This is a genomic window from Streptomyces poriferorum (assembly GCF_019399235.1).
In the GTDB taxonomy this organism is placed as follows: Bacteria; Actinomycetota; Actinomycetes; order Streptomycetales; family Streptomycetaceae; genus Streptomyces; species Streptomyces poriferorum.
The window spans coordinates 1-23344 of sequence record NZ_JAELVH010000116.1 but is presented as its reverse complement, the minus strand read 5'-3'; the positions used below and the strand labels follow the sequence as shown (position 1 = coordinate 23344).

18 protein-coding genes and 1 pseudogene are annotated in these 23344 nt (G+C 70.2%); 4 read left to right on the top strand and 15 right to left on the bottom strand.

Features of this window, described 5'->3' with window-relative positions:
• Window positions 1-59: 59 nt before the first annotated feature.
• From aroQ to JGS39_RS20625, 9 genes are all read right to left on the bottom strand, one after another.
• Entirely contained in the window at window positions 60-500 is a 441-nt protein-coding gene (gene aroQ / locus JGS39_RS20665) for a type II 3-dehydroquinate dehydratase (protein WP_073729478.1), read from the bottom strand.
• Window positions 497-2128, bottom strand: coding sequence for a 3-dehydroquinate synthase (gene aroB, locus JGS39_RS20660; protein ID WP_219570695.1), 1632 nt, complete (start codon window positions 2126-2128; stop codon window positions 497-499). Before aroB ends, aroQ begins: the two co-directional genes overlap by 4 nt.
• A complete protein-coding gene (gene aroC, locus JGS39_RS20655; RefSeq protein WP_219570694.1) occupies window positions 2125-3309 on the bottom strand; it encodes a chorismate synthase in 1185 nt (394 codons plus the stop codon). The genes aroB and aroC overlap by 4 nt, the downstream gene beginning before the upstream one ends.
• Before the next feature lie 146 nt (window positions 3310-3455).
• Window positions 3456-4292: a shikimate dehydrogenase gene (locus JGS39_RS20650; RefSeq protein ID WP_219570693.1), complete on the bottom strand. Its 837-nt coding sequence runs from the start codon at window positions 4290-4292 to the stop codon at window positions 3456-3458.
• Window positions 4279-6036: an endolytic transglycosylase MltG gene (gene mltG, locus JGS39_RS20645; RefSeq protein WP_219570692.1), complete on the bottom strand. Its 1758-nt coding sequence runs from the start codon at window positions 6034-6036 to the stop codon at window positions 4279-4281. Before mltG ends, JGS39_RS20650 begins: the two co-directional genes overlap by 14 nt.
• 95 nt (window positions 6037-6131) lie before the next feature.
• A complete protein-coding gene (ruvX, locus tag JGS39_RS20640; RefSeq protein WP_371604883.1) occupies window positions 6132-6596 on the bottom strand; it encodes a Holliday junction resolvase RuvX in 465 nt (154 codons plus the stop codon).
• 14 nt (window positions 6597-6610) lie between these two features.
• Window positions 6611-9280 carry an alanine--tRNA ligase gene (gene alaS, locus JGS39_RS20635; protein ID WP_219570691.1) on the bottom strand — a complete coding sequence of 890 codons (2670 nt, stop codon included), beginning with the start codon at window positions 9278-9280 and terminating at the stop codon, window positions 6611-6613.
• Complete coding sequence (locus JGS39_RS20630; protein WP_219570690.1) at window positions 9280-9630, bottom strand: DUF6167 family protein; 351 nt, start codon at window positions 9628-9630, stop codon at window positions 9280-9282. Before JGS39_RS20630 ends, alaS begins: the two co-directional genes overlap by 1 nt.
• A gap of 7 nt (window positions 9631-9637) precedes the next feature.
• A complete protein-coding gene (locus JGS39_RS20625; protein ID WP_219570689.1) occupies window positions 9638-10078 on the bottom strand; it encodes a DUF948 domain-containing protein in 441 nt (146 codons plus the stop codon).
• 211 nt (window positions 10079-10289) lie between these two features.
• Here JGS39_RS20625 and JGS39_RS20620 point away from each other — a divergent pair.
• Window positions 10290-12510 (top strand): annotated as a pseudogene (locus JGS39_RS20620) (ATP-binding protein).
• 15 nt (window positions 12511-12525) lie between these two features.
• On the opposite strand, the gene rpsD reads toward JGS39_RS20620, so the two are convergent.
• On the bottom strand, window positions 12526-13140 hold the full coding sequence (gene rpsD / locus JGS39_RS20615; protein WP_136327444.1) for a 30S ribosomal protein S4: 615 nt from the start codon (window positions 13138-13140) through the stop codon (window positions 12526-12528).
• A gap of 188 nt (window positions 13141-13328) precedes the next feature.
• Here rpsD and JGS39_RS20610 point away from each other — a divergent pair, with 188 nt between their 5' ends.
• Entirely contained in the window at window positions 13329-14030 is a 702-nt protein-coding gene (locus JGS39_RS20610) for a DUF2470 domain-containing protein (protein ID WP_219570687.1), read from the top strand.
• Between the two features lie 49 nt (window positions 14031-14079).
• Here JGS39_RS20610 and JGS39_RS20605 read toward each other — a convergent pair whose 3' ends face one another.
• From JGS39_RS20605 to JGS39_RS20590, 4 genes are all read right to left on the bottom strand, one after another.
• Complete coding sequence (locus tag JGS39_RS20605; RefSeq protein WP_219570686.1) at window positions 14080-15465, bottom strand: replication-associated recombination protein A; 1386 nt, start codon at window positions 15463-15465, stop codon at window positions 14080-14082.
• 74 nt (window positions 15466-15539) lie between these two features.
• Window positions 15540-16175 carry a vitamin K epoxide reductase family protein gene (locus JGS39_RS20600; RefSeq protein WP_219570685.1) on the bottom strand — a complete coding sequence of 212 codons (636 nt, stop codon included), beginning with the start codon at window positions 16173-16175 and terminating at the stop codon, window positions 15540-15542.
• A 356-nt stretch (window positions 16176-16531) separates the two neighbouring features.
• Window positions 16532-17794: a histidine--tRNA ligase gene (gene hisS, locus JGS39_RS20595; RefSeq protein ID WP_219570684.1), complete on the bottom strand. Its 1263-nt coding sequence runs from the start codon at window positions 17792-17794 to the stop codon at window positions 16532-16534.
• Window positions 17795-17807: 13 nt separating this feature from the next.
• Window positions 17808-18494 (bottom strand): MBL fold metallo-hydrolase, encoded by a 687-nt coding sequence (locus tag JGS39_RS20590; protein WP_219570683.1) that lies wholly within the window; start codon window positions 18492-18494, stop codon window positions 17808-17810.
• Between the two features lie 148 nt (window positions 18495-18642).
• Here JGS39_RS20590 and JGS39_RS20585 point away from each other — a divergent pair, with 148 nt between their 5' ends.
• On the top strand, window positions 18643-19440 hold the full coding sequence (locus JGS39_RS20585) for a peptidylprolyl isomerase (RefSeq protein ID WP_219570682.1): 798 nt from the start codon (window positions 18643-18645) through the stop codon (window positions 19438-19440).
• Between the two features lie 211 nt (window positions 19441-19651).
• A complete protein-coding gene (locus JGS39_RS20580; RefSeq protein ID WP_219570681.1) occupies window positions 19652-20881 on the top strand; it encodes a DUF349 domain-containing protein in 1230 nt (409 codons plus the stop codon).
• A gap of 73 nt (window positions 20882-20954) precedes the next feature.
• Here the strand turns inward: JGS39_RS20580 and JGS39_RS20575 are convergent.
• The coding region (locus JGS39_RS20575) for a RelA/SpoT family protein (RefSeq protein WP_236065773.1) at window positions 20955-23344 on the bottom strand (2390 nt) is incomplete at its 5' end.

Below are 23344 nucleotides of genomic sequence, written 5' to 3'. Positions count from 1 at the left end.
CGGCCGGGGAGGGTCCACAGTGCCCCGTCGGCCAGTCGGCCTTCCGGTGCGGCGGTGCGTCAGTCCGTCAGCTCGTCCGCCAGCGCGCGCAGGGCGAGCCGGTAGGAGCCGATGCCGAATCCGGCCACGGTCCCGGTGGCCACGGGCGCGACCACGGAGGTGTGGCGGAATTCCTCCCGCGCGTACGGGTTCGAGATGTGCACCTCGATCAGCGGGGCGGTGCGCTGGGCCGCCGCGTCCCGCATCCCGTACGAATAGTGGGTGAAGGCGCCCGGGTTGAGAACGACCGGAATTGAACCGTCCGCTGCCTCGTGGAGCCAGCGGATCAGCTCCCCCTCGTCGTTCGTCTCACGGACGTCGACGTCGAAGCCGAGCTCCTTGCCGAGGGTGCGGCAGGTGTCGACGAGGCCGGCGTACGAAGTGGCTCCGTAGACGTCGGGCTCCCGGGAGCCGAGCCGGCCGAGGTTGGGCCCGTTGAGGACGAACACCCGGCGGGTCACGCCGAGACCTCGCCGTAGGCGGCGAGCAGCACGGCCGGGTCGGGACCCTCCAGGACGGCCGGCTTGCCGAGGCCGTCCAGGACGATGAACCGCAGCAGGCTGCCCCGGGACTTCTTGTCCACCTTCATGTTCTCCAGCAGCTTGGGCCACTGGTCGCCGCGGTAGGTGAGCGGCAGTCCGACGGACTCCAGGACGGTGCGGTGCCGGTCGGCGGTGGCGTCGTCCAGACGTCCGGCGAGGCGGCCGAGCTCGGCGGCGAAGACCATGCCGACCGAGACGGCCGCGCCGTGGCGCCACTTGTAGCGTTCGTTCTTCTCGATCGCGTGGGCCAGCGTGTGCCCGTAGTTGAGGATCTCGCGGAGCCCGGACTCCTTGAGGTCGCTGGAGACGACCTCGGCCTTGACCCGGATGGCCCGCTCGATGAGCTCGGAGGTGTGCGGCCCCTGCGGCGAACGCGCGCCCTGCGGGTCCGCCTCGACGAGGTCGAGGATCACCGGGTCGGCGATGAAGCCGGCCTTGATGATCTCCGCCATGCCGGAGACGTAGTCGTTGACCGGCAGCGAGTCCAGCGCGGCCAGGTCGCAGAGCACGCCGGCCGGCGGGTGGAAGGCGCCGACGAGGTTCTTGCCCTCGGCGGTGTTGATGCCGGTCTTCCCGCCCACGGCCGCGTCGACCATGCCGAGCACGGTCGTGGGTACGGCGATCCAGCGCACCCCGCGCAGCCAGGAGGCGGCGACGAAGCCGGCGACGTCCGTGGTCGCGCCGCCGCCGATACCGACGATGACATCGGTGCGGGTGAAGCCGGTCTGGCCGAGCGCCTTCCAGCAGTAGGCGGCGACCTCGACGGTCTTGGCCTCCTCGGCGTTGGGCAGCTGGATCGCGATGGCCTCGTAGCCCTGGTCCGCGAGGTCCTGGCGGACCGCCTCGCCGGTCTCGGCGAGCGCCTCCGGGTGCAGGACCGCGACGCGCTGGGCGCGCTCACCGATGAGCGTGGGCAGCTCCGCGAGGAGTTGCCGGCCGATCAGCACCTCGTACGGGTCGGTGCCCGCGCTGCCGGCGATCTGGATGCGGGTGGGGGCCTGGTCGGTCATCGTTCGGTTCTCCCGGCCGGACGGTGCGTCCGGCAGCTCCAGTGCGTCGAGGACCGCCTGGGCGACCTCTTCCGGTGTGCGCTCGTCGGTGGCGACGACCGCGCGGGCCACCTCCGTGTAGAGGTGGCGGCGGGCCTCCATGAGCTCGCGCCACTGCCGGCGCGGGTTCACGGCGAGCAGCGGGCGCGCGGTGTTGAGCCCGACCCGCTTCACCGCCTCGTCGACGTCCATCGAGAGGTAGACGACGGCGTGGTCGGCGAGCAGGGCGCGCGTCGCCTCGTCGAGGACGGCGCCGCCGCCGAGCGAGAGGACTCCCCCGTGCTCGGCGACCGCGGCCCGGACGGCCTGCCGCTCCAGTGCGCGGAAGTGCTCCTCGCCCTCGTCGTAGAAGATCTCCGAGATGGGCTTGCCGGCCGTCGCGACGACATCGGCGTCGGTGTCCCGGTAGCCGGTGCCCAGCCGGTCGGCGAGCAGCTCGCCGACCGTGGACTTGCCGACGCCCATGGGCCCGACCAGGACGATCAGCGGACCGCTCATCGGATCTGGAGGTTGTCGAGGTACGACTGGACGTTGCGGTGGGTCTCGGCGACGCTGTCGCCGCCGAACTTCTCCGCGACCGCGTCGGCGAGGACGAGTGCGACCATCGCCTCGGCGACGATGCCGGCTGCCGGAACGGCACAGACATCGGAGCGCTGGTGGTGGGCCTTGGCCGGCTCACCGGTCTGCACGTCGACGGTGGCGAGCGCGCGCGGCACGGTCGCGATCGGCTTCATCGCGGCCCGGACGCGCAGCAGCTCGCCGGTGGTCAGTCCGCCCTCGGTTCCGCCGGAGCGGCCGGAGGCGCGCCTGATCCCGTCGTCGGTCACCAGGATCTCGTCGTGCGCCTGCGAACCCGGCACCCGGGCGAGGTCGAAGCCGTCGCCGACCTCGACTCCCTTGATGGCCTGGATGCCCATGAGCGCGGCGGCGAGGCGGGCGTCGAGGCGCCGGTCCCAGTGCACGTGCGAACCGAGGCCGACCGGCACTCCGTACGCCAGCACCTCGACCACACCGCCGAGCGTGTCACCGTCCTTGTGGGCCTGGTCGATCTCGGCGATCATCTGCTTGCTCGCGGTGGCGTCGAGGCAGCGCACCGGGTCGGCGTCGAGCTTCTCGACGTCGGCGGGGACGGGGTAGACCCCGTAGGGCGCCTTCGCCGCGGCCAGTTCGACCACGTGGCTGACGATCTCGATCCCGGCCGTCTCCTTGAGGTACGACCGGGCGACGGCACCGAGGGCGACGCGGGCCGCGGTCTCCCGGGCGCTGGCGCGCTCCAGGATCGGCCGGGCCTCGTCGAAGCCGTACTTCTGCATGCCGGCGAGGTCGGCGTGGCCGGGCCGGGGGCGGGTCAACGGGGCGTTACGGGCCTGGGCGGCCAGCACCTCGGGGTCGACCGGGTCGGCCGACATGACCTGCTCCCACTTGGGCCACTCGGTGTTGCCCACCATCACGGCGACCGGCGAGCCCATGGTCAGACCGTGCCGGACCCCGCCGAGGAAGGTGACCTCGTCCTTCTCGAACTTCATCCGGGCGCCGCGCCCGTATCCGAGCCGTCGCCTGGCGAGCGCGTCCGCCACCATCTCCGTGGTGACGGGGATGCCGGCGGGAAGACCCTCCAGCGTCGCCACCAGTGCGGGGCCGTGCGACTCTCCGGCGGTCAGCCAGCGCAACCTGCTCAACGGTGCTCCTCATGCTCGCGCCTGTTAACTCCAACGGCGCGACCGGGTGCGCGGCCCTGGCCCGCCGCCCTCGATCCTCCCACGACCGGGCCCTCCGGCCCGCCGCCGGTCCATCAGACGGACGGCCGGCCGGGCCGGGTGTGCCTTCAGCGGGCGGCCAGAGCCTGCTCGCCGGCCTGGCGCATGGCGGCCAGCGGTGCGGGCGAACGGCCCGTCATCTGCTCGACCTGGAGGACGGCCTGGTGCACCAGGAGGTCAAGACCTCCGATGACTGCGCCGCTGTGGCTCTCCCAAGCGGATGCAAGTCCGGTGGGCCAGGGCTCGTACAGCACGTCGAACAGCGTGCCGGGACGCTCCGGGACTGCGTCCATCAGCCCGTCCGTGGCACCCGCCGGGGTGGTCGCGATGACCAGCGGTGCGTGCAGTGCCTGCTCGGCCTCGGCCCAGTCCGCGATGTGCACATCGACCCCGAGCCGCTCGCCCCAGCCACGCATCTCGTCACCGCGCTCGCGGCTGCGGACGTAGGCCGTGACCGGCCCCGTGCAGATCTGCGAGAGCGCGGCGAGCGCGGAGGAGGCAGTGGCTCCGGCGCCGAGGACGGCGGCGGACTCGGTCTTCTCGACACCGCGCTCCCGCAGGGCGGCGATCATGCCCGGGATATCCGTGTTGTCGCCGGTGCGCCGACCGCCCTCGGTGAGGACGACCGTGTTCACGGCCTCGACAGAGGACGCCGTCTCGCTGATGGAGTCCAGCAGCGGGATGATCGCCCGCTTCAGCGGCATGGTGAGGGAGAGCCCGGCCCAGGAGGAGTCCAGCCCCTCGACGAAGCCGGGAAGCGCCGCCTCGTCCACGTCGAACCGGTCGTACGACCAGTCGTCGAGGCCGAGTTCGGCGTACGCCGCGCGGTGCAGGACCGGGGAGAGCGAGTGCGCGATGGGCGAGCCCAGGACGGCTGCCCGGTGGCGCCGGTCAGTCGAGGTCATGCATTTCCTTGAACTTCTCGTTGAGCTTCTCGTGCTCGGCGACCGTCTTGGTGAACTGCGTCTTCTTGCCGTCGAGCGAGATGAAGAACATCCACCCGCCGGCCGTGGGGCTGATCGTCGCGCGCAGGGCTTCGTCCCCGGGGTTGCCGATGGGCCCAGGCGGAAGACCGGCGTGGTAGTAGGTGTTGTAGGGATCCGGGTTCGTCCGGATCTCGTTCGACCTGATCTTGATCTCGCTCTGGTTCTTGAGGTAATTGAACGCAGAGTCGAATTCGAGCTTGCGGTTGGTGGCCACGTTGTCAGGCTTCAGGCGGTTGTAGACGACCTCCGCCATCTTGCGGAAGTCGTCGTGCGTGAGGCCTTCCGCCTGGACCAGGCTGGCCACGGTGAGCACCTGCCACGGACCATCCAGTTTGTACTTCTTGGCGGCGGCTTCGAGGCCGAGGTCCTTGTACTCCTCGTTGGACCTGGAGACCATCTTCTCCAGAATGGCCTCCGGCTTGGTTTCCTTCGTCACCGGGTACGCGGCCGGGTAGAGGAATCCTTCCAGCGGGTCCTTGATGTCCTTGTTCTTACTCACCCAGTCGGGCAGGCCCAGATCGGACTTCTTGGACTTGGCGACGGCCTGGGTCGTGCCCTTCTTGAGGCCCAGCTTCTTGTCGACCATCGCGTAGACGGCAACGTTGCGGGTTCCCTCGGGAATCACCAGAAGGTTCTGGCTCTTCGGGTCGACCATCATCTTCACGGCCTCGGACGCCGACATCTCCTCATGGAGGAGATAGACCCCGGCCTGGATCGACTTCCCCTTGGGGTTCTCGTTCTGCGCGGAGACGAAAGCGTCGACGCTCTTGACGACCCCGGCCTTCTTCAGGATGTTGCCGATGTCGTACCCGTACGCGCCCTTCGGGATCTCCACCTCGACCGAGCCCGAGCCGCTACCCGCGTAGTCAGGGGCCGAGCCGAACTTGTCCTTGTAGAAGGAGTAGCCGAAGTAGCCCACGCCGCCGAGACCGCCGGCCAGGACGAGGGAGACGACCAGACAGGCGCAGCCGCTGCGCCCCTTCTTCTTCTTGCCCTTGCCGCGACGCTCGCCGTCGCCGTTCCCGCGGCGGGACTCACGCGGGTCGTCGTCGTACTCGTCGCTGTCGTCCTTGGCTTTGCCGTCGTCCGCACCCGTGAAGAACGGGTGGGTCTCCTCCGGCTGGACCTCGGGGTCCCAGTCCGGGTTCTGCGCCGGCGCCGGTGCGGGTTCGGCCTCGCGGTGGCCCGGGGGCTGCGGCGGCGGGTACGCCTCGGGGGTGCCGTAGTAGTCGTTCGTCTCGCCGTAGCCGTACGAGGCGCCGGGCTGGCCCTCGTACGGCATCGCGGCGGGCTGCTGACCGGTGTCCCAGCCGCCGTTGTAGGAAGGCTGCTGGGCGTAAGGATCCTGCTGCTGACCGTACGGGGGCTGCTGCTGGTACTGCGGCGGCTGCTGCGCGTACGGATCCTGCTGGTGCTGCTGATGCTGCTGAGACTGCTGCTGCGCGTAAGGGTCCTGCGGCTGCTGCTGATACTGCGGCTGCTGGGCGTACGGGTCCTGCGCATACGGGTCCTGCGGCTGCTGCTGGGCATACGGGTCGGGCTGTTGGCCGCCGTACTGGCTCTGGCCGTGGGCAGGCTGCTGACCTCCCCATCCCTGGTCCCCAAACAAGGGATCCTCGGGATGCCACGGTTCGGAGCCGGGGCCCCGGCCATACTCAGTCATCGATCCCCTTGAGCCGCGAGACGAGGTCCCGTCTCTTTGCTGTGCGGTGTTTGTTCGAACACCGCCGCATCGCGCGGAACGTTACCGTATCGCGATCAGACAACCACTTCGACGCCCTCGCCGGGTGGATTGCCCGAAGCCCGTTCGGACTCCAGAGCGTTCTGGAGGATCACCACAGCGGCAGCCTGATCAATGACGGATCGGCCTTTTTTGGACTTCACGCCCGAGGCGCGCAGCCCTTGACTGGCCGTCACTGTGGTCATCCTCTCGTCCACCAATCGCACCGGAATGGGTGCAACCGCACGGGCGAGCACGTCGGTGAAGGCGCGGACCTTGGCCGCGGCCGGCCCTTCACCGCCGCCCAGGGAGCGTGGCAGGCCGACGATGACCTCGATCGGCTCGTACTCCGCGACGATCTGACCGAGCCGCCGGTGGGCGGCCGGGACGTCGCGTCCCGGCACGGTCTCCACCGGCGTGGCAAGGATCCCGTCGGGGTCGCACGAGGCGACCCCGATGCGGGCGTCCCCGACGTCGATCGCCAGCCGGCGACCGCGGCGCATCGTCATGTCCGGCGTCACGCCGTCTCGGTGACGAGGCGTTCGACAGCGGCGACGGCGTCGCCGATGGCGTCCGGGTTCTGGCCGCCGCCCTGCGCGACGTCCGGCTTGCCGCCGCCACCGCCGCCGAGCGTCTTGGCGGCGGTACGGACCAGGTCACCGGCCTTGAGGCCACGCTCGCGTGCGGCCTCGTTGGTGGCGATGACGGTCAGCGGGCGGCCGTTGGCCGTGGTGAACAGGGCCACGACGGCCGGCCGGCCGCCCTGGATGCGCCCGCGGACGTCGAGGACGAGCTTGCGCAGGTCGTCGGCCGAGGTGCCGTCCGGCACCTGACCGGTGACCAGGGCGACGCCCCGTACGTCCTTGGCGGAGTCGACCAGGCCCGCGGCGGCCGCCAGGACCTTCTCCGCGCGGAACTTCTCGATCTCCTTCTCGGCATCCTTCAGCTTGCCGAGCATCGAGGCGATCTTCTCCGGAAGCTCCTCCGAGCGGCCCTTGACCAGCTCCTGGAGCTGGGCGACGACCGTGTGCTCCTTGGCGAGGAAGTTGTACGCGTCGACGCCGACGAGGGCCTCGATACGGCGCACACCGGAGCCGATGGACGACTCGCCGAGCAGCTTCACCAGGCCGAGCTGGGCGGTGTTGCCGACGTGCGTGCCACCGCACAGCTCCTTGGAGAAGTCGCCGATGGTGACGACGCGGACCCGCTCGCCGTACTTCTCGCCGAACTCGGCGATGGCGCCCTGCTTCTTGGCCTCGTCGATCGACATGACCTCGGCCTGGACGTCGAGCTCCCGCGACAGGACCTCGTTGATCTTCTGCTCGACGTCGACGAGGACCGTGCCGGGTACGGCGGCGGGCGAACCGAAGTCGAAGCGGAAGCGGCCCGGGGAGTTCTCCGAACCGGCCTGGGCGGCCGTCGGGCCGAGCGCGTCGCGCAGCGCCTGGTGCGTGAGGTGGGTGGCGCTGTGGGCGCGGGCGATGGCACGCCGGCGGGTGTTGTCGATGGCGGCGAAGGCGGAGGCGCCGACCGTCACCTCGCCGACCTGGACCGAGCCCTTGTGCACGGAGACGCCGGGCACCGGCTGCTGGACGTCGCGGACCTGGATCACGGCGCCGTTGTCGAGCCGGATCCGGCCCTGGTCGGCGAGCTGGCCGCCGCCCTCGGCGTAGAACGGGGTGCGGTCCAGGACGACCTCGACCTCGTCGCCCTCGGAGGCGGCGGGCGAGGACACACCGTCGACGAGGAGACCGACGATGGTCGACTCGCCCTCGGTCGAGAGGTAGCCGGTGAACTCGGTGACGCCGGAGTTGTCGGCGACCTCGCGGTAGGCGGAGAGGTCCGCGTGACCGGTCTTCTTGGCCCTGGCGTCGGCCTTCGCCTTGTCCCGCTGCTCCTGCATGAGGCGGCGGAAGCCGTCCTCGTCCACGGAGAGGCCCTGCTCGGCGGCCATCTCCAGGGTGAGGTCGATCGGGAAGCCCCAGGTGTCGTGGAGCAGGAACGCCTTGTCACCGGCGAGGACCTGGCCGCCTGCGGCCTTGGTCTCCGTGACGGCGGTCTCCAGGATGTTGGTGCCGCCCTTGAGGGCCTTGAGGAAGGCGGCCTCCTCGGCGAGCGCGACGGTCTCGATGCGCTTGCGGTCGGTGACCAGCTCGGGGTACTGCTGCCCCATCGTGTTGATCACGACGTCGACCAGCTCGTTCACGACCGAGCCGGTGGCGCCCATCAGCCGCATGTTGCGGATGGCCCGGCGCATGATGCGGCGCAGCACGTAGCCGCGGCCCTCGTTGCCGGGGGTGACGCCGTCGCCGATGAGCATGACGGAGGTACGGATGTGGTCGGCGACCACGCGCAGCGAGACGTCCGTGCCGGCCGCGGCGCCGTAGCGGACCCCGGTGAGCTCGGTGGCCTTGTCCATGACGACGCGCAGGGTGTCGGTCTCGTACATGTTCTGCACGCCCTGCAGGATCATCGCGAGGCGTTCGAGGCCGAGGCCGGTATCGATGTTCTTGGACGGCAGGTCGCCGAGGATCGGGAAGTCGTCCTTGCCGTCGCCGGCGCCGCGCTCGTACTGCATGAAGACCAGGTTCCAGATCTCCACGTACCGCTCGTCGTTGACGGCCGGGCCGCCCTCGACGCCGAACTCGGGGCCGCGGTCGTAGTTGATCTCGGAACAGGGGCCGCAGGGGCCGGGGACGCCCATGGACCAGAAGTTGTCCTTCTTGCCGAGGCGCTGGATGCGCTCGGCCGGGACACCGATCTTGTCGCGCCAGATCTGCTCGGCCTCGTCGTCGTCGAGGTAGACCGTGATCCACAGCCGCTCGGGGTCGAGACCGAAGCCGCCGTCCGCCACGGAGCCGGTCAGCAGCTCCCAGGCGTACTCGATGGCGCCTTCCTTGAAGTAGTCACCGAAGGAGAAGTTCCCGCACATCTGGAAGAACGTGCCGTGCCGGGTGGTCTTGCCGACCTCTTCGATGTCCGGTGTACGGACGCACTTCTGCACGCTGGTGACGCGCGGCGCGGGCGGCTTGACCTCGCCGAGGAAGTACGGCTTGAAGGGCACCATGCCGGCCGGGACCAGCAGCAGAGTCGGGTCGTCCGCGATGAGCGACGCCGAAGGGACGACGGTGTGACCGCGCTCCTCGTAGAAGCTCAGCCAGCGGCGGCGAATTTCTGCCGACTCCATCAGTGGTCCTCATTCCGGTTGTACGAGTTGTAGGTGCGTGACGTGCGGGGAAGTCTGCGGGGCGCCTCGGGCTCGTCCGCCTCGACGGCGAAGTGGCGCTGCACGGGGAGATCGGGGTCGACGGGCGCTTCGAGCCCGAGCGCCTCGCCCAGTTCGGCCTCGCGTCTGGACATGCCCTCGCGGACGTCCAGGGCGAAGTCCTTGAGCTTGTGACCGGCCACGAGTGCCTTGTCCGCGGCCTGCGCCGCGAGGCTCTCGGGGGTCAGCTGCTTGATCTTCCGGTTGACCTTGGCGGTGGCCCAGACGCCGGCGGCTGCGCCGGCGGTGAACCAGAACGTACGGCGGAACATCGCTGCGTCAGTCCTTCGATCCGCGGGAGTTTCTGCCGTCGCGCTTCCTGCCACGCGCGGACGGCACGGTCCGGCCGACGATCACCGAGCGCCGGGAGCGCGCTTCCGGTTCGGGGCTCGTCCTGCGGCCGATGGCCTGCCGGACCCCGTAACCGAACGCCGCGACCTTGACCAGCGGGCCGCCGAAGGTGGAGGCGACGGTGGTGGAGAGGGCCGAGGCGTTGGAGGTGACTTCCTGGACGTCCGTCGCGATCGCGTCGACCTTGTCGAGCTGGGTCTGCGCGGAGCGTACGGTCGCGGAGGCGTCGGCGAGCAACGGGACGGCCTGTTCGGTCACGTCCGCCACGAGTTTCGTGGTCGCCCTGAGCGTCTGGGCGAGCCTCACCAGCACGACGGCGAGGAACGAAACCAGGATCGCCCAGAAGACGGCCACCAGGATCCCGGCCACCTCACCACCGGACACAGTGCACCGCTCTCTGGCTTGTCGTCTGTCTGTCTTGTTTCCTGCTGTTCGGCGGGGCCGTCGCGGCGGCCGGTCGCCGTGCCCCGAGCCTATCGCGCCGGGGCTCGCGCCCTGTACCGCATGACCGGTCGGCCCGGCGGGAGTTCCGGCAACGAGATTGTACGGAGCGCTTTCGGGCCAGTACTCTGCGTGTTTCATGCGACGCACTCAGCGCCCCTTTCCGTCCTCCGACGATCCCGGCCCCACGGCCGCCTCCCCCGGGGCTCCGACGCCCCGTCACCCGGGCAATCTGCCGGCGGAGCTGAACAGATTCGTTGGTCGCGACAGAGAACTGGCCGATGTCGCCGGGCTGCTGGAGGAGTCGCGGCTCGTCACCGTCGTCGGGGTGGGCGGGGTCGGCAAGTCCAGGCTGGTCGGCAGAGTGGCGTCGCTCCTGGAGAAACGGTACTGCGACGGGGTCTGGCTGGTGGAGCTGTCGGCGGTCCACGACGCGGCACTGCTGGAGCACGCCATGGTCGACGCGCTGGGTCTCACGGACCATACGAGCAGGCCGCCCCGCTCGACACTCCTCGAACACTGCGCCGAGCGCCGGCTCCTGCTGGTGATCGACGGTTTCGAGCATCTGGTCGACGCCTGTGCGGAGTTGGTACGGGATCTGCTGCGCCGCGCACCGGGGCTGCGGGTGCTGGCAGCGGGCCGGCTGCCGCTGGACCTCGACGGCGAGAGCGGCTACCCGCTCGCGACGATGTGCGACGAGGACGCGTTGCTGCTCTTCGCCGAGCGGGCCGCCTCGGTGCAGCCCGGCTTCCGGCTGTCCGAGCACAGCCGGGGCGCGGCCCTGGAGCTGTGCCGGCGCCTCGACGGCATTCCGCTCGCGCTGGAACTGGCCGCCGGCCGGCTGCGGGCGCTGTCGACGGAGCAGGTGCTGCAGCGGCTGGACGACCGTTTCCGGCTGCTGACCGGTGGCAGCCGCAGTGCGCTCGGCCGCCACCAGACGCTCCGTACGGCCATCGGCTGGAGTCATGAGCTCTGCGCGCCCGAGCAGCGGCTGCTGTGGGCACGGCTGTCCGTCTTCGCGGGGCAGTTCGACCTGGAGGCGGCCGAGTACATCTGCAGCGGTCCCGACCTGCCGGCCGACTCGGTGCTGGACGTGCTGTCCGGACTGCTGGCGCAGTCCGTGGTCCTGCGCGAGGAGTCGGCCGTGGGCGCCCGGTACCGGATGCTGGACACGGTGCGGGAGTACGGCGCCGAGTGGCTCGCGGCCACGGGTGACACGGACCGGCTGCGCCGCCGTCACCGGGACTGGTTCCTGGGGCTGGCGACCTGGTGCGAGCTCGACTGGTTCAGCCCTCGGCAGGCGGAGGTCGCCGCCCGGGTGGAGAGCGAGCTGCCGAACCTCCGGCGGGCCATGGAGTGTTCACTGGAGAGCCCCGAGGAAGCGCACCTCGCGCAGTACCTGGCGGGCACGCTCTGGTTCCTGTGGGTCGGCTGCGGACGCCTCTCGGAGGGCCGGCACTGGCTGGAGCACGTACGGGAGGAGGAGACGCCGTACGACACCTCGCGGCTGAAGGCGCTGTGGGTGCTCGGGTACGTCGCGGTCCTCCAGGGCGATCCGGTGGGCGCGATCTCGGCGCTGACGGAGTGCCGGGAGGAGGCGGATCTGGCGGGGGACGCCGTGGCGTCGGCGTACGCGGTGCACCGCACGGGCTGCCTGGCCCTGGTCACGGACGACATGGCGCGCGCACACGAACTGCTGCAGGAGGCGCTCGGCCGCTACCGGGAACTCGGCGAACTGAACAGCAACGTACTGATGGCCCAGATCGAACTGGCCATGACGGTCGGGTTCCAGGGCGACCTGGACGGCGCGGTCGCGATCTGCGAAGAGGTACGGGAGATCTGCGAGGACCACGGGGAGCGGTGGGCGCTCAGTTACGCGCTGTACGTCCTGGGCTTCGCGGCACTGCAGCGCGGCCGCCCCGCCCGGGCCCGCGAGCTGCTCGGGGAGTCGCTGGCCATCAGCCACACGTTCCATGACCGCCTGGGCACCGTGCTCACCCTGGAGCTGCTGGCGCTCGTGACAGTGGTCGAGGGCGACCCGGCGGAGGCGGCTCTGCTGCAGGGGGCCGCCGACCGGATCTGGCCGTCGGTGGGGCTGCCGCTGTTCGGCTCGGCGCACTACGGCGGGCCCCGGGCCCGCTGCGAGGAGCTGGCCCGCCATGAGCTGGGCGAGGAGTCGTACGCGTCGGAGCGGAGCGCGGGCGCCGGTCTGGGCATCGACGCGGTGGTGGCCAGGGCCCTGTCGGGCAGGCCCGGCGAGCGGCGCCCGCAGCCACCGGGTCCGCCGTCCCCGGCCGGGGCGACGCGAAAGCCCGCCGCCTCCCCGATCGGAGAGGGGCGGGCCTGAGCGCCGGTGTTGAGCGGCTACGCCTGAATCAGCGGGCGTAGTACTCGACGACGAGCTGCTCGTCGCAGATCACGGGGATTTCCTTGCGGTTCGGGTCCCGGTCAAGGCGGAAGGCCAGGGCCTTCAGGTTCACCTGCAGGTAGCGCGGGGTCTCACCGTCGGTGTCGTAACCACCCTCGCGGGCCACCTGGAAGGGGTACTTCTCGCGGCTGCGCTCGCGGACCATGACGATGTCGTCCGGACGGACACGGAACGACGGCTTGTCGACCTTGCCACCGTTGACCTCGATGTGGCCGTGAACGACCATCTGGCGCGCCTGGTAGATCGTCTTGGCGATACCGGAACGCAGGACCAGCGCGTCGAGGCGGCGCTCGAGCTCGACGACCAGCGCCTCGCCCGTCTTGCCTTCGGCCTTCTTGGCGCGGTCGTAGGCACGCGCCATCTGGCGCTCGCTGATGTCGTACTGGGCGCGCAGACGCTGCTTCTCGAGCAGACGGACCTTGTAGTCCGAGTTCTGCTTGCGGCCACGGCCGTGCTCGCCCGGCGGGTAGGGGCGGGCCTCGAAGTACTTGACGGCCTTCGGCGTCAGCGCAATGCCGAGCGCGCGGCTCTTCTTGACCTTGGGACGCGACTGATTAGGCACGTTCTCCAGACCTCCGTTGTAGGTTAGGTTAGGCTCACCTTACTCAAGGAGATCGCATGTCTCGCCCTGGGAACACCACACACGTCACGGACAGCACAGACAGCGGCAGCACACAGAAAAGTGCTGCTACGACGGAAGGCCGATCTGATCGTGGTCAGCCGCGTCCCAGCGGGCTTGAAAACACACGGATGCCGTCAGCAGCCGAGCGCACACGAACTCTCGTACAGAGTACCTGCTCCGCGGTGCTGCTCATCCCCGGGCTGGAGACGGCGGGCTCGGACCAGCTGATGCCGCTGTCCCGGACCGTGGGTCCGGACGGCGACCTCTTCCTCGAATTCCCCGCTGATTCCCCGGCTGTGCGGGCTGCGACGCACGCCCAGGACGACGAGCTGGCGGCCGTGCTGGAGATCACGGACGTCGCCCCGGTCTCCGTCCCGCACCGCATCCGCGGCCGGGCCCGCGTCTGCGGATGGCTCACGTCCGTACCCGGAATGGCCGGCCCCGGCCGGATGCTGCTGCGGCTGGAGACGGGCGAGGCCCATGTCGAGGACCTGTGGGGTGCGGAGGCGGTCGAGCCGGAGGAGCTGGGGGACGCGGCCGCCGACCCGCTCGCCGCCCACGAGGCGGAGCTGCTGCAGCATCTGCACGCAGCCCACGGCGAACGGCTGGGAACACTGTGCGAGCTCCTCGGCGACCGGTCCGCCCGGGCCGGGACGGGGAGCCGGCCCTCCGTCGTGCCGGTCGCTCTGGACCGCCTCGGACTCCGGGTCCGCTTCTTCGAGCGGAACGGGCCCTGCTTCGACGCCCGCTTCGAGTTCCCCGAGCCGGTGCGCGACATGACGGAGCTGCGCCACGCCATGCGCACCCTCTTCGATGCGGCCGCCCACTGAGACCCGCCCGTCCGCGACGTCGTCGTGGCGGAGCGCCGGACCCCGGCCCCTACGAGCCGTCCGGCGCGCTCGCGGCGCCGTCGGTGTCCGTACGGCCCAGACGCTCGCGGACCCGGTCCGCCACATCCGCGTAGCGCGCCTCGGCCCCGTAGCGCGTGGGCCGGTAGTACCGCTTGTCGCGGACGGCGTCCGGGGCGTACTGCTGGGCGGCGATGCCGCCGGGAACGTCGTGCGGATAGACGTAGCCCTGCGCGTGGCCCAGCTTGGCGGCGCCCTTGTAGTGGCCGTCTCGCAGATGGGCCGGGACCGGGCCCGCCAGTCCCTTCCGTACGTCGTCCTGTGCCGCGGAGATCGCCAGCGTCGCCGCGTTGGACTTCGGGGCGAGGGCCAGCGCGATGGTGGCATGGCTGAGGGTGAGCGCCGCCTCCGGGAAGCCGATCAGTGCGACGGCCTGGGCCGCCGCGACCGCGGTGGGCAGTGCCGTGGGGTCGGCGAGACCGATGTCCTCACTGGCCGAGATCATCAGCCGCCGGGCGATGAACCGGGGGTCCTCCCCCGCCTCGATCATCCGGGCCAGGTAGTGCAGCGCCGCGTCCACGTCGGAGCCGCGGATCGACTTGATCAGCGCACTCGCCACGTCGTAGTGCTGGTCCCCGTCCCGGTCGTACTTCACGGCCGCCCGGTCGACGGTCTCCTCCAGGGTGACGAGGGTGATCTCCGCCTCCTGCTTGGACAGCGCCGCGCCGGCCGCCGCCTCCAGCGCCGTCAGCGCCCGGCGCGCGTCGCCCCCGGCGATGCGCAGCAGGTGTTCCTCCGCGTCCTCGGGCAGCGTCACCGCGCCGCCGAGTCCGCGCTCGTCGGTCAGGGCCCGGTGCAGCAGGCCGCGAAGATCGTCGTCGGTCAGTGACTCGAGCGTCAGCAGCAGTGAGCGCGACAGCAGCGGGGAGATGATCGAGAAGTAGGGGTTCTCGGTGGTCGCGGCGATCAGGGTGACCCAGCGGTTCTCCACGGCCGGGAGCAGCGAGTCCTGCTGCGCCTTGGAGAAGCGGTGGATCTCGTCCAGGAAGAGGACGGTCTCCTTGCCGTAGCCACCGGTGGCGCGACGGGCGCCCTCGATCACGGCGCGCACTTCCTTGACGCCCGCGGTGATCGCGGAGAGCTCGACGAATCGTTTGTTCGTGGCTTTGCTGACCACGTACGCCAGGGTCGTCTTCCCGATGCCGGGCGGGCCCCAGAGGATGACCGACGAAGGGCCGGCCGGTCCCCCGCTGCCCTCGCCGACCAGGCGGCGCAGTGGCGATCCCGGCTTCAGCAGATGCTGCTGGCCCACGACCTCGTCGAGGGTACGCGGACGCATCCGGACAGCGAGGGGGCTGCTGGACGGGTCCTTCTCCTGGCGGTCTTCGGCAGCTGCGGTAAAGAGGTCGGGCTCCACGTTTTGAAGCCTATGTCACCGCACTGACATCCCTGCCGGGCCGGAGGCCGGCCGGGCCGCGACGGGCGGACCGGTCAGCTGGTCCAGAAGTCCCACCAGCGGGTCAGGATCAGCATGCCGATGATCCCGATCCACAGGACCGGGGGCACCCAGTGGAACTCGGTGAGCCCGTTGCGCAGCCAGCTCGGCGCGGGAATGATCCGGTGCTTGATGTTGTGCGTGGTGACGTAGCAGAACATGAGGATCGTGGCGACCCAGGCCAGGCAGCACCACAGGCAGAGCGAGTTGATGTTGTACAGCGACTGGTACTGGAGCCAGGTGCAGAAGCCGACACCGAACAGCGTGCCCGCGTTCATCCCCAGCCAGTACCAGCCGCGGAAGCGCGCCCCGGCGAGCAGCGCCAGACCGATCCCGATGATCACGGGGTAGGTGGCCATGCCGAGCATCGGGTTCGGGAAGCCGAAGGCCGACGCCTGGTCGCTCTTCATGATGTTGCCGCAGGCCACCACGGGGTTGAGGCTGCAGCCCGGGACGAAGTTGGGGTCCTCGGCCAGCTTCAGCTTGTCGATGGTGATGACCCACGCGGCGAGAAGTCCGGCAGCGCCCGTGATGACCAGCAGCAGTGCCAGCGCGCGACTGCCGCCGATGGTCCTCTTCCCGCCGTCCGCGTCCTGGTCGGAGGAGGGATGGTCAACCGCTGCAGTCGTCATATCGCCGTTCCGTCAGTGAGTGGCCTGCTGGGGCACGGTCATTGTGCCGTACGGCCGCACCGGTCTTCCGTTCGATGGACATAAAGATGCGCGCACGGATGCGGGCGCACAAGGCCCCGGAACGAGGGGGTGCGGGGCTGTCACCGCCGTGAACCGGGGCTCTGTCCACGCTCTCGGGCGGGGTACGGCCCAACCGTTGGTGTCACGTCCGCCGCCGGACCGGAATCGCCCGGCAGGATGAACACGCAGCCGTCAGGTTGACGACAGGCGGAACGGGGCGCCCGCAGCCCGCCGTTGAGGGGGCCCGGCGCGCCCCTGTCGTGGGCGGACCCGGCGGTCCGCCCACGACAGGTGTTTCACGCGAGGCGGGTACGGACCGCCTCGGTCACCTCGGCCAGGGGTACGGCCGTCTGCTCGCCGGACTCCATGTCCTTGAGCTGGACGTTCCCCTCGGCCAGATCACGCTCGCCGGCCACGATGGTGAAGCGCGCGCCCGAGCGGTTGGCGCTCTTCATCGCTCCCTTGAGGCCGCGCCCTCCGAACGCGAAGTCCGCGGCCACGCCCTCGCGGCGCAGCTGCGTGACGACGCCGAACAGGACCCGTCGTGCCTCCTCGCCGAGCGGTACGGCGAAGACACTGGTCGTGGAGGGCAGTTCGAGCTCGATGCCCTCCGCCTCCAGCGCGAGCACGGTGCGGTCCACGCCGAGCGCCCAGCCGACCGACGGCAGCGCGGGGCCGCCGATCATCTCGGACAGACCGTCGTAGCGGCCGCCGCCGCCGACGGCCGACTGCGAGCCCAGACCGTCGTGGACGAACTCGAAGGTGGTGCGGGTGTAGTAGTCGAGGCCGCGGACGAGCCTCTCGTCGTCCTCGTACACGACACCTGCCGCGTTGAGCAGGTCCCTGACCTCCTCGTGGTACGCCTTGCAGGCGTCGCACAGGTAGTCGCGCAGCACGGGTGCGCCGGTCAGCTGCTTCTGGACCTCGGGGCGCTTGTCGTCGAGGACCCGGAGCGGGTTGATCTCGATGCGCCGGCGGGTCTCCTCGTCGAGGTCGAGCTCGCGCAGGAAGCCCTGGAGCGCGTCACGGTAGACGGGCCGGCACTCCTTGTCGCCCAGCGAGTTCAGCAGGATGCGGAACTCGCGCAGGCCCAGGGTGCGGTACGCCTGGTCGGCCAGGATGATCAGCTCGGCGTCCAGGGCCGGGTCCTCGGCGCCGATCGCCTCGGCACCGACCTGCGAGAAGTGCCGGTAACGGCCCTTCTGCGGGCGCTCGTAGCGGTAGTACGAGCCGGAGTACCAGAGCTTGACCGGCAGGTTGCCGAGCTTGTGGAGATTGGCCTCCAGGGCGGCCCGCAGCACGGACGCGGTGCCCTCGGGGCGCAGCGCGAGCTCGGAGCCGCCCTTGGTGGTGAGGGTGTACATCTCCTTCGACACGATGTCGGTGGACTCGCCGACACCGCGGGAGAAGAGGGCCACGTCCTCGAAGCCGGGCGTCTCGATGTAGCCGTAGCCGGAGTTCTTCAGCGGCGCGGAGATCGCCTCGCGCACCGCGAGGTACTTCGCGGAGTCGGGCGGGGTCAGGTCGTACGTGCCCTTGGGGGCCTTGAAGGTGCTCACGATGTCGCTCTCGTCACATTCCTCGTCGGGGCGCGTCCATACCGCTCAGATACGGATTGGTGGCGCGCTCGCGGCCGATGGTCGTCTGGGGGCCGTGGCCGGACAGCACCACGGTCGAGTCGTCGAGCGGCAGGCACACACGGGCCAGCGACTCGAGGAGCTCGGCGTGGTCGCCGCCGGGCAGGTCGGTGCGTCCGACGGAGCCGGCGAAGAGCAGGTCGCCCGAGAAGAGGACCTGCGGAACATCCGCGGCCTCGGGCATCCTGAACGTCACCGACCCCTTCGTATGGCCGGGCGCATGCGAGACGCCGAACTCCATACCGGCCAGCAGCAGCTGCGCGCCGTCGCTCAGCTCCTTGACGTCGTCCGGCTCCCCCACCGTCAGTTCACCCATGAGCGGCATCCCGATGGAGCGGCCGAGGGCCTTCTCCGGGTCGCTCATCATGTAGCGGTCCTCGGGGTGGATCCAGGCGGGGACGTCGTGCGCGCCGCACACCGGCACGACCGAGGCGACGTGGTCGATATGGCCGTGGGTGAGGACGACGGCGACGGGCTTCAGCCGATGCTTCTTCAGTGCTTCCTCGACCCCGGGGGCGGCCTGATGGCCCGGGTCGATGATCACGCACTCCTCACCTGCGGCGGGGGCGACCAGGTAACAGTTGGTCCCCCAGGCCCCGGCGGGGAACCCGGCAATGAGCACGATCGTCCTTAATGGTCGTCCGACGAGGGAGGTCGGCTGCGAGGTCGCAGCAGTTCAGAGCCTACCGGCGCTCCTCATTCCACAGCTAACCCATATACGGTACGGGGCAACCCAGGCCCGATCACACGACGTACAAGGAGATCACCCGGTGGTCAGCAGCGATCAGCGGCGGCGGCAGCTCGCCAGGGAGAAGTTCGAGCGGCAGCAGCAGCGCCGGGAGGACACCCGTCGAAGGACGAGGCGGCTGACCGTCGTCATCGCCTCCGCAGTGGCCGTGGTGGCGGTCATCGGCGGTGCCACGTACTTCGCCGCGAGCGGCAACGACGACAAGGACAGCAAGGCGGACGCGGCCGCGAGCCAGAGTCCGTCGGCCGCGCCCTCCCCCTCGGCGACCGAGGAGGCGGCGCCCGAGCCCGCGATGAAGATCGACAAGAAGTCGAAGTACACGATGTCGCTCAAGACGAGCCAGGGCGACATAGCGTTCGAGATGGACGCGGCGAAGACCCCGCACACGACGAACTCCTTCAAGGCCCTGGCCGACAAGAAGTTCTTCGACGGCACGAAGTGTCACCGTCTGACCACGGACGGCATCTTCGTCCTGCAGTGCGGCGACCCGAAGGGCGACGGCACCGGCGGTCCCGGCTACACGATTCCGGACGAGAACCTGACCGCGCTGGGCAAGGCCGGCGCCGAGGGCACGGTGACGTATCCGGCCGGCACGGTGGCGATGGCCAACACCGGCCAGGCGCACACCGGCGGCAGCCAGTTCTTCCTCGTCTACAAGGACAGCAAGCTGCCGCCCAGTTACACGCCGTTCGGCACGATGGACAAGGACTCCCTGAAGGCCGTCGAGGCCATCGGCAAGGCGGGTGTGACCGGCGGCGGGGCCGACGGTGCGCCGGCCAAGGCCGTGAACATCTCGAAGGCGGCTGTCGACAAGGCCTGAGCCCCGGCAGACGCGGCAGGAACCGCCCGGCAGTCGTCCGGTGCGGCCGGACAGGACCCGTCGGTCCAATTTCGGCCGTGCTGAGTGCGGACAGCCGGGCGGCCTGTCGCCTAGATTGGCGTTGTGCAGGGCGGGCGCGGCCCGCCCCAGGAAACTGTGGACGATGCCAGGGGGGCGAACCCCCTCACGGGCATCAGGTGGAGGAGGCGCTGTGAGCAGCGACCCGTGGGGCCGTGTCGACGAGACAGGCACCGTGTACGTGCGTACAGCCGATGGCGAGCAGGTCGTCGGATCGTGGCAGGCCGGTTCTCCGGAGGAGGCCCTGGCTTATTTCGAGCGCAAGTACGAGGGCATTGTGGTCGAGATCGGCCTCCTCGAACGGCGGGTGAAGACCACCGACCTGTCGGCGAAGGACGCGACGACCGCCATCGAGCATCTGCGCGGGCAGGTCGACGAGCATCACGCCGTCGGCGACCTGGACGCGCTGCGCAAGCGGCTCGACGCGCTCGTCGCGACGGTCGACGCGCGGCGCGAGGAGCGCAAGGCCCAGAAGGCGAAGCAGACCGACGAGGCGAAGCACGCCAAGGAGGCGCTGGTCGTCGAGGCCGAGGAGCTGGCCCAGAGCGAGCAGTGGCGCTCCGCGGGTGAGCGGCTGCGCGCACTCGTCGACACGTGGAAGGGCCTGCCGCGGCTCGACCGCAAGTCGGACGACGAGCTGTGGCACCGCTTCTCGCACGCGCGCTCGGCGTTCTCCAAGCGCCGCAAGGCCCACTTCGCCTCGCTGGACGCCCAGCGCGAGGAGGCCCGCAAGGTCAAGGAGAAGCTGGTCGTCGAGGCCGAGGCGCTCTCCGGGTCCACGGACTGGGGCGCGACAGCGGCCCGCTACCGCGACCTGATGACCGACTGGAAGGCGGCGGGCCGCGCCCAGCGCGAGGCCGAGGACGACCTGTGGGAACGCTTCCGCGGTGCCCAGGACGTCTTCTTCGCCGCTCGCAGCGGGGTCTTCGCGGAGCGGGACGCGGAGCAGGGCGGGAACCTCACACTCAAGGAGGAGCTCGCCACCGAGGCCGAGAAGCTGGTGCCGGTGAAGGACCTCAAGGCGGCCAGGGCCGCGTTCCGGTCCCTCAACGAGCGCTGGGAGGCCGTCGGCCATGTACCGCGTGACGCCCGCCCGAAGGTCGAGGGCCGGATGCAGGCGGTGGAGCGGGCGCTCCAGGAGGCCGAGGAGTCGGAGTGGCGCCGGACCAACCCGGAGGCACGGGCCCGTGCCGCGGGTCTGACCGGGCAGCTCCAGGCGGCCGTCGACAAGCTGCGTACGCAGATCGACAGCGCTCGCGCCTCGGGCAACAACGCCCGTGCCGACAAGCTGGCCCGTGAGCTGGAGGGCCGTCAGGCGCTCCTGGACCAAGCGCTCAAGGGCCTGGAGGAGTTCGGCGGCTGACCGGGCCGCAGCGGGACATGGAGCGGGCCCCGGTACGCATCGCGTACCGGGGCCCGCTCCATGTCCTCAGCTCCTACGGCCTGCGGGCCGAGGTCACCCGGTAGACGTCGTAGACGCCCTCCACGCCGCGTACGGCCTTCAGGACGTGCCCCAGGTGCTTGGGGTCGCCCATCTCGAAGGTGAAGCGCGAGGTGGCGACCCGGTCGCGGGACGTCTGCACGGCCGCGGACAGGATGTTGACGTGCTGGTCGGACAGGATCCGTGTGACGTCGGACAGGAGCCGGGACCGGTCCAGTGCCTCGACCTGGATGGCCACCAGGAAGACCGAGGACTGGGTGGGCGCCCACTCGACCTCGAGGATCCGTTCCGGCTGCTGCGAGAGCGAGTCCACGTTGACGCAGTCGGCGCGGTGCACGGAGACGCCGCTGCCGCGGGTGACGAAGCCGATGATCGGGTCGCCGGGTACGGGCGTACAACAGCGGGCCAGCTTGACCCAGACGTCCTCGACGCCTTTGACGACCACGCCCGGATCCGCCTTGGCGCGGCGCTTGTTGCGTCCGTGCGAGGGCGGGGAGCTCTCCGCCAGGTCCTCGTTGGCCGCGTCCTCGCCGCCGAGCGCCTGCACCAGTTTCTGTACGACGCCGGCCGCCGCCACATGTCCCTCGCCGATCGCGGCGTACAGGGACGAGATGTCGGGGTAACGCATCTCGTGGGCGAGCGTGACCAGGGAGTCGCCCGTCAGGATCCGCTGGATCGGCAGGTTCTGCTTGCGCATGGCCCGGGCGATGGAGTCCTTGCCCTGCTCGATCGCCTCGTCGCGGCGCTCCTTGGAGAACCAGGCACGGATCTTGTTGCGGGCACGCGGTGACTTGACGAAGCCGAGCCAGTCGCGGGAGGGCCCGGCACCGGCCGCCTTGGAGGTGAAGACCTCGACCAGGTCGCCGTTGTCGAGCGTCGACTCCAGCGGCACGAGCCGGCCGTTGACCCGTGCTCCTATGGTCCGGTGGCCGACCTCCGTGTGGACGGCGTACGCGAAGTCGACCGGGGTCGCCCCCGCGGGAAGCGCTATGACGTCGCCCTTGGGCGTGAAGACGAAGACCTCGTTGCGGGAGAGGTCGAAGCGCAGGGACTCCAGGAACTCGCTGGGGTCCTCGGTCTCCTTCTGCCAGTCCAGGAGCTGGCGCAGCCACGCCATGTCGTTGACGGTGTCCTGGCCGCGCCCGGTGTTCTTGGGGACGTCGGTGCGCACCTTCGAGGCGCCCGCGACGGCCTCCTGCTTGTACTTCCAGTGCGCGGCGATGCCGTACTCGGCACGGCGGTGCATGTCGAACGTACGGATCTGCAGCTCGACGGGCTTGCCGCTGGGGCCGATCACCGTGGTGTGCAGCGACTGGTACATGTTGAACTTGGGCATCGCGATGTAGTCCTTGAACCGGCCGGGGACCGGATTCCATCGCGCGTGCACCGTGCCGAGCGCCGCGTAGCAGTCACGGACCGTGTCGACGAGCACCCTGATGCCGACCAGGTCGTAGATCTCGGCGAAGTCCCGGCCCCGCACGATCATCTTCTGGTAGACGCTGTAGTAGTGCTTCGGCCGTCCGGTGACGGTGGCCTTGATCCGGGCGGCGCGCAGGTCGGACTGGACCTCGTCGGTCACTATGGCGAGGTACTCGTCGCGCTTGGGCGCCCGCTCGGCGACGAGGCGGACGATCTCGTCGTACATCTTGGGGTAGAGAATCGCGAAGGCGAGGTCCTCCAGCTCCCACTTGATGGTGTTCATGCCCAGGCGGTGGGCCAGGGGGGCGTAGATCTCCAGCGTCTCGCGGGCCTTCTTCTCCTGCTTCTCCCGCTTGAGGTACCGCATGGTGCGCATGTTGTGCAGCCGGTCGGCGAGCTTGATGACGAGGACCCTGGGGTCCTTCGCCATCGCGACGACCATCTTGCGTACGGTCTCGGCCTGCGCGGCCTCGCCGAACTTGACCTTGTCCAGCTTGGTGACGCCGTCGACCAGCAGCGCGACCTGGTCGCCGAAGTCACGGCGCAGGGTGTCCAGGCCGTACTCGGTGTCCTCGACCGTGTCGTGCAGCAGCCCTGCCATCAGAGTGGCCGGATCCATACCCAGCTCGGCGAGGATCGTCGTCACCGCGAGCGGATGCGTGATGTAAGGGTCGCCGCTCTTGCGCTTCTGGCCCCGGTGCCAGCGCTCGGCGACCTGGTAGGCGTTCTCGATCTGCCGAAGCGTGGCGCTCTCGATCTTGGGGTCGTTACTGCGGACGGTACGCAGCAACGGTTCCAGGACCGGGTTGTACGGGCTGGAGCGCTGCACACCGAGGCGGGCCAGCCTGGCCCGGACCCGGTTGGACGAGCCGCCGCCGGTACGGGCCACCGGGCCCGCGGGGGCGGCCGGCGTCGCCGCCGGCTTGGCGGGCGGCTTCGGTGCCGTGGGGGCCGGAGAGGCGGGGA

Coding starts and splice junctions, on each gene's coding strand:
- JGS39_RS20630 (WP_219570690.1), bottom strand. CDS start 9,630: ATGTTCCGCCGTACGTTCTGGTTCACCGCCGGCGCAGCCGCCGGCGTC.
- JGS39_RS20650 (WP_219570693.1), bottom strand. CDS start 4,292: ATGACCTCGACTGACCGGCGCCACCGGGCAGCCGTCCTGGGCTCGCCC.
- JGS39_RS20600 (WP_219570685.1), bottom strand. CDS start 16,175: ATGACGACTGCAGCGGTTGACCATCCCTCCTCCGACCAGGACGCGGAC.
- aroB (WP_219570695.1), bottom strand. CDS start 2,128: ATGAGCGGTCCGCTGATCGTCCTGGTCGGGCCCATGGGCGTCGGCAAG.
- JGS39_RS20610 (WP_219570687.1), top strand. CDS start 13,329: ATGCCGTCAGCAGCCGAGCGCACACGAACTCTCGTACAGAGTACCTGC.
- ruvX (WP_371604883.1), bottom strand. CDS start 6,596: ATGCGCCGCGGTCGCCGGCTGGCGATCGACGTCGGGGACGCCCGCATC.
- mltG (WP_219570692.1), bottom strand. CDS start 6,036: ATGACTGAGTATGGCCGGGGCCCCGGCTCCGAACCGTGGCATCCCGAG.
- alaS (WP_219570691.1), bottom strand. CDS start 9,280: ATGGAGTCGGCAGAAATTCGCCGCCGCTGGCTGAGCTTCTACGAGGAG.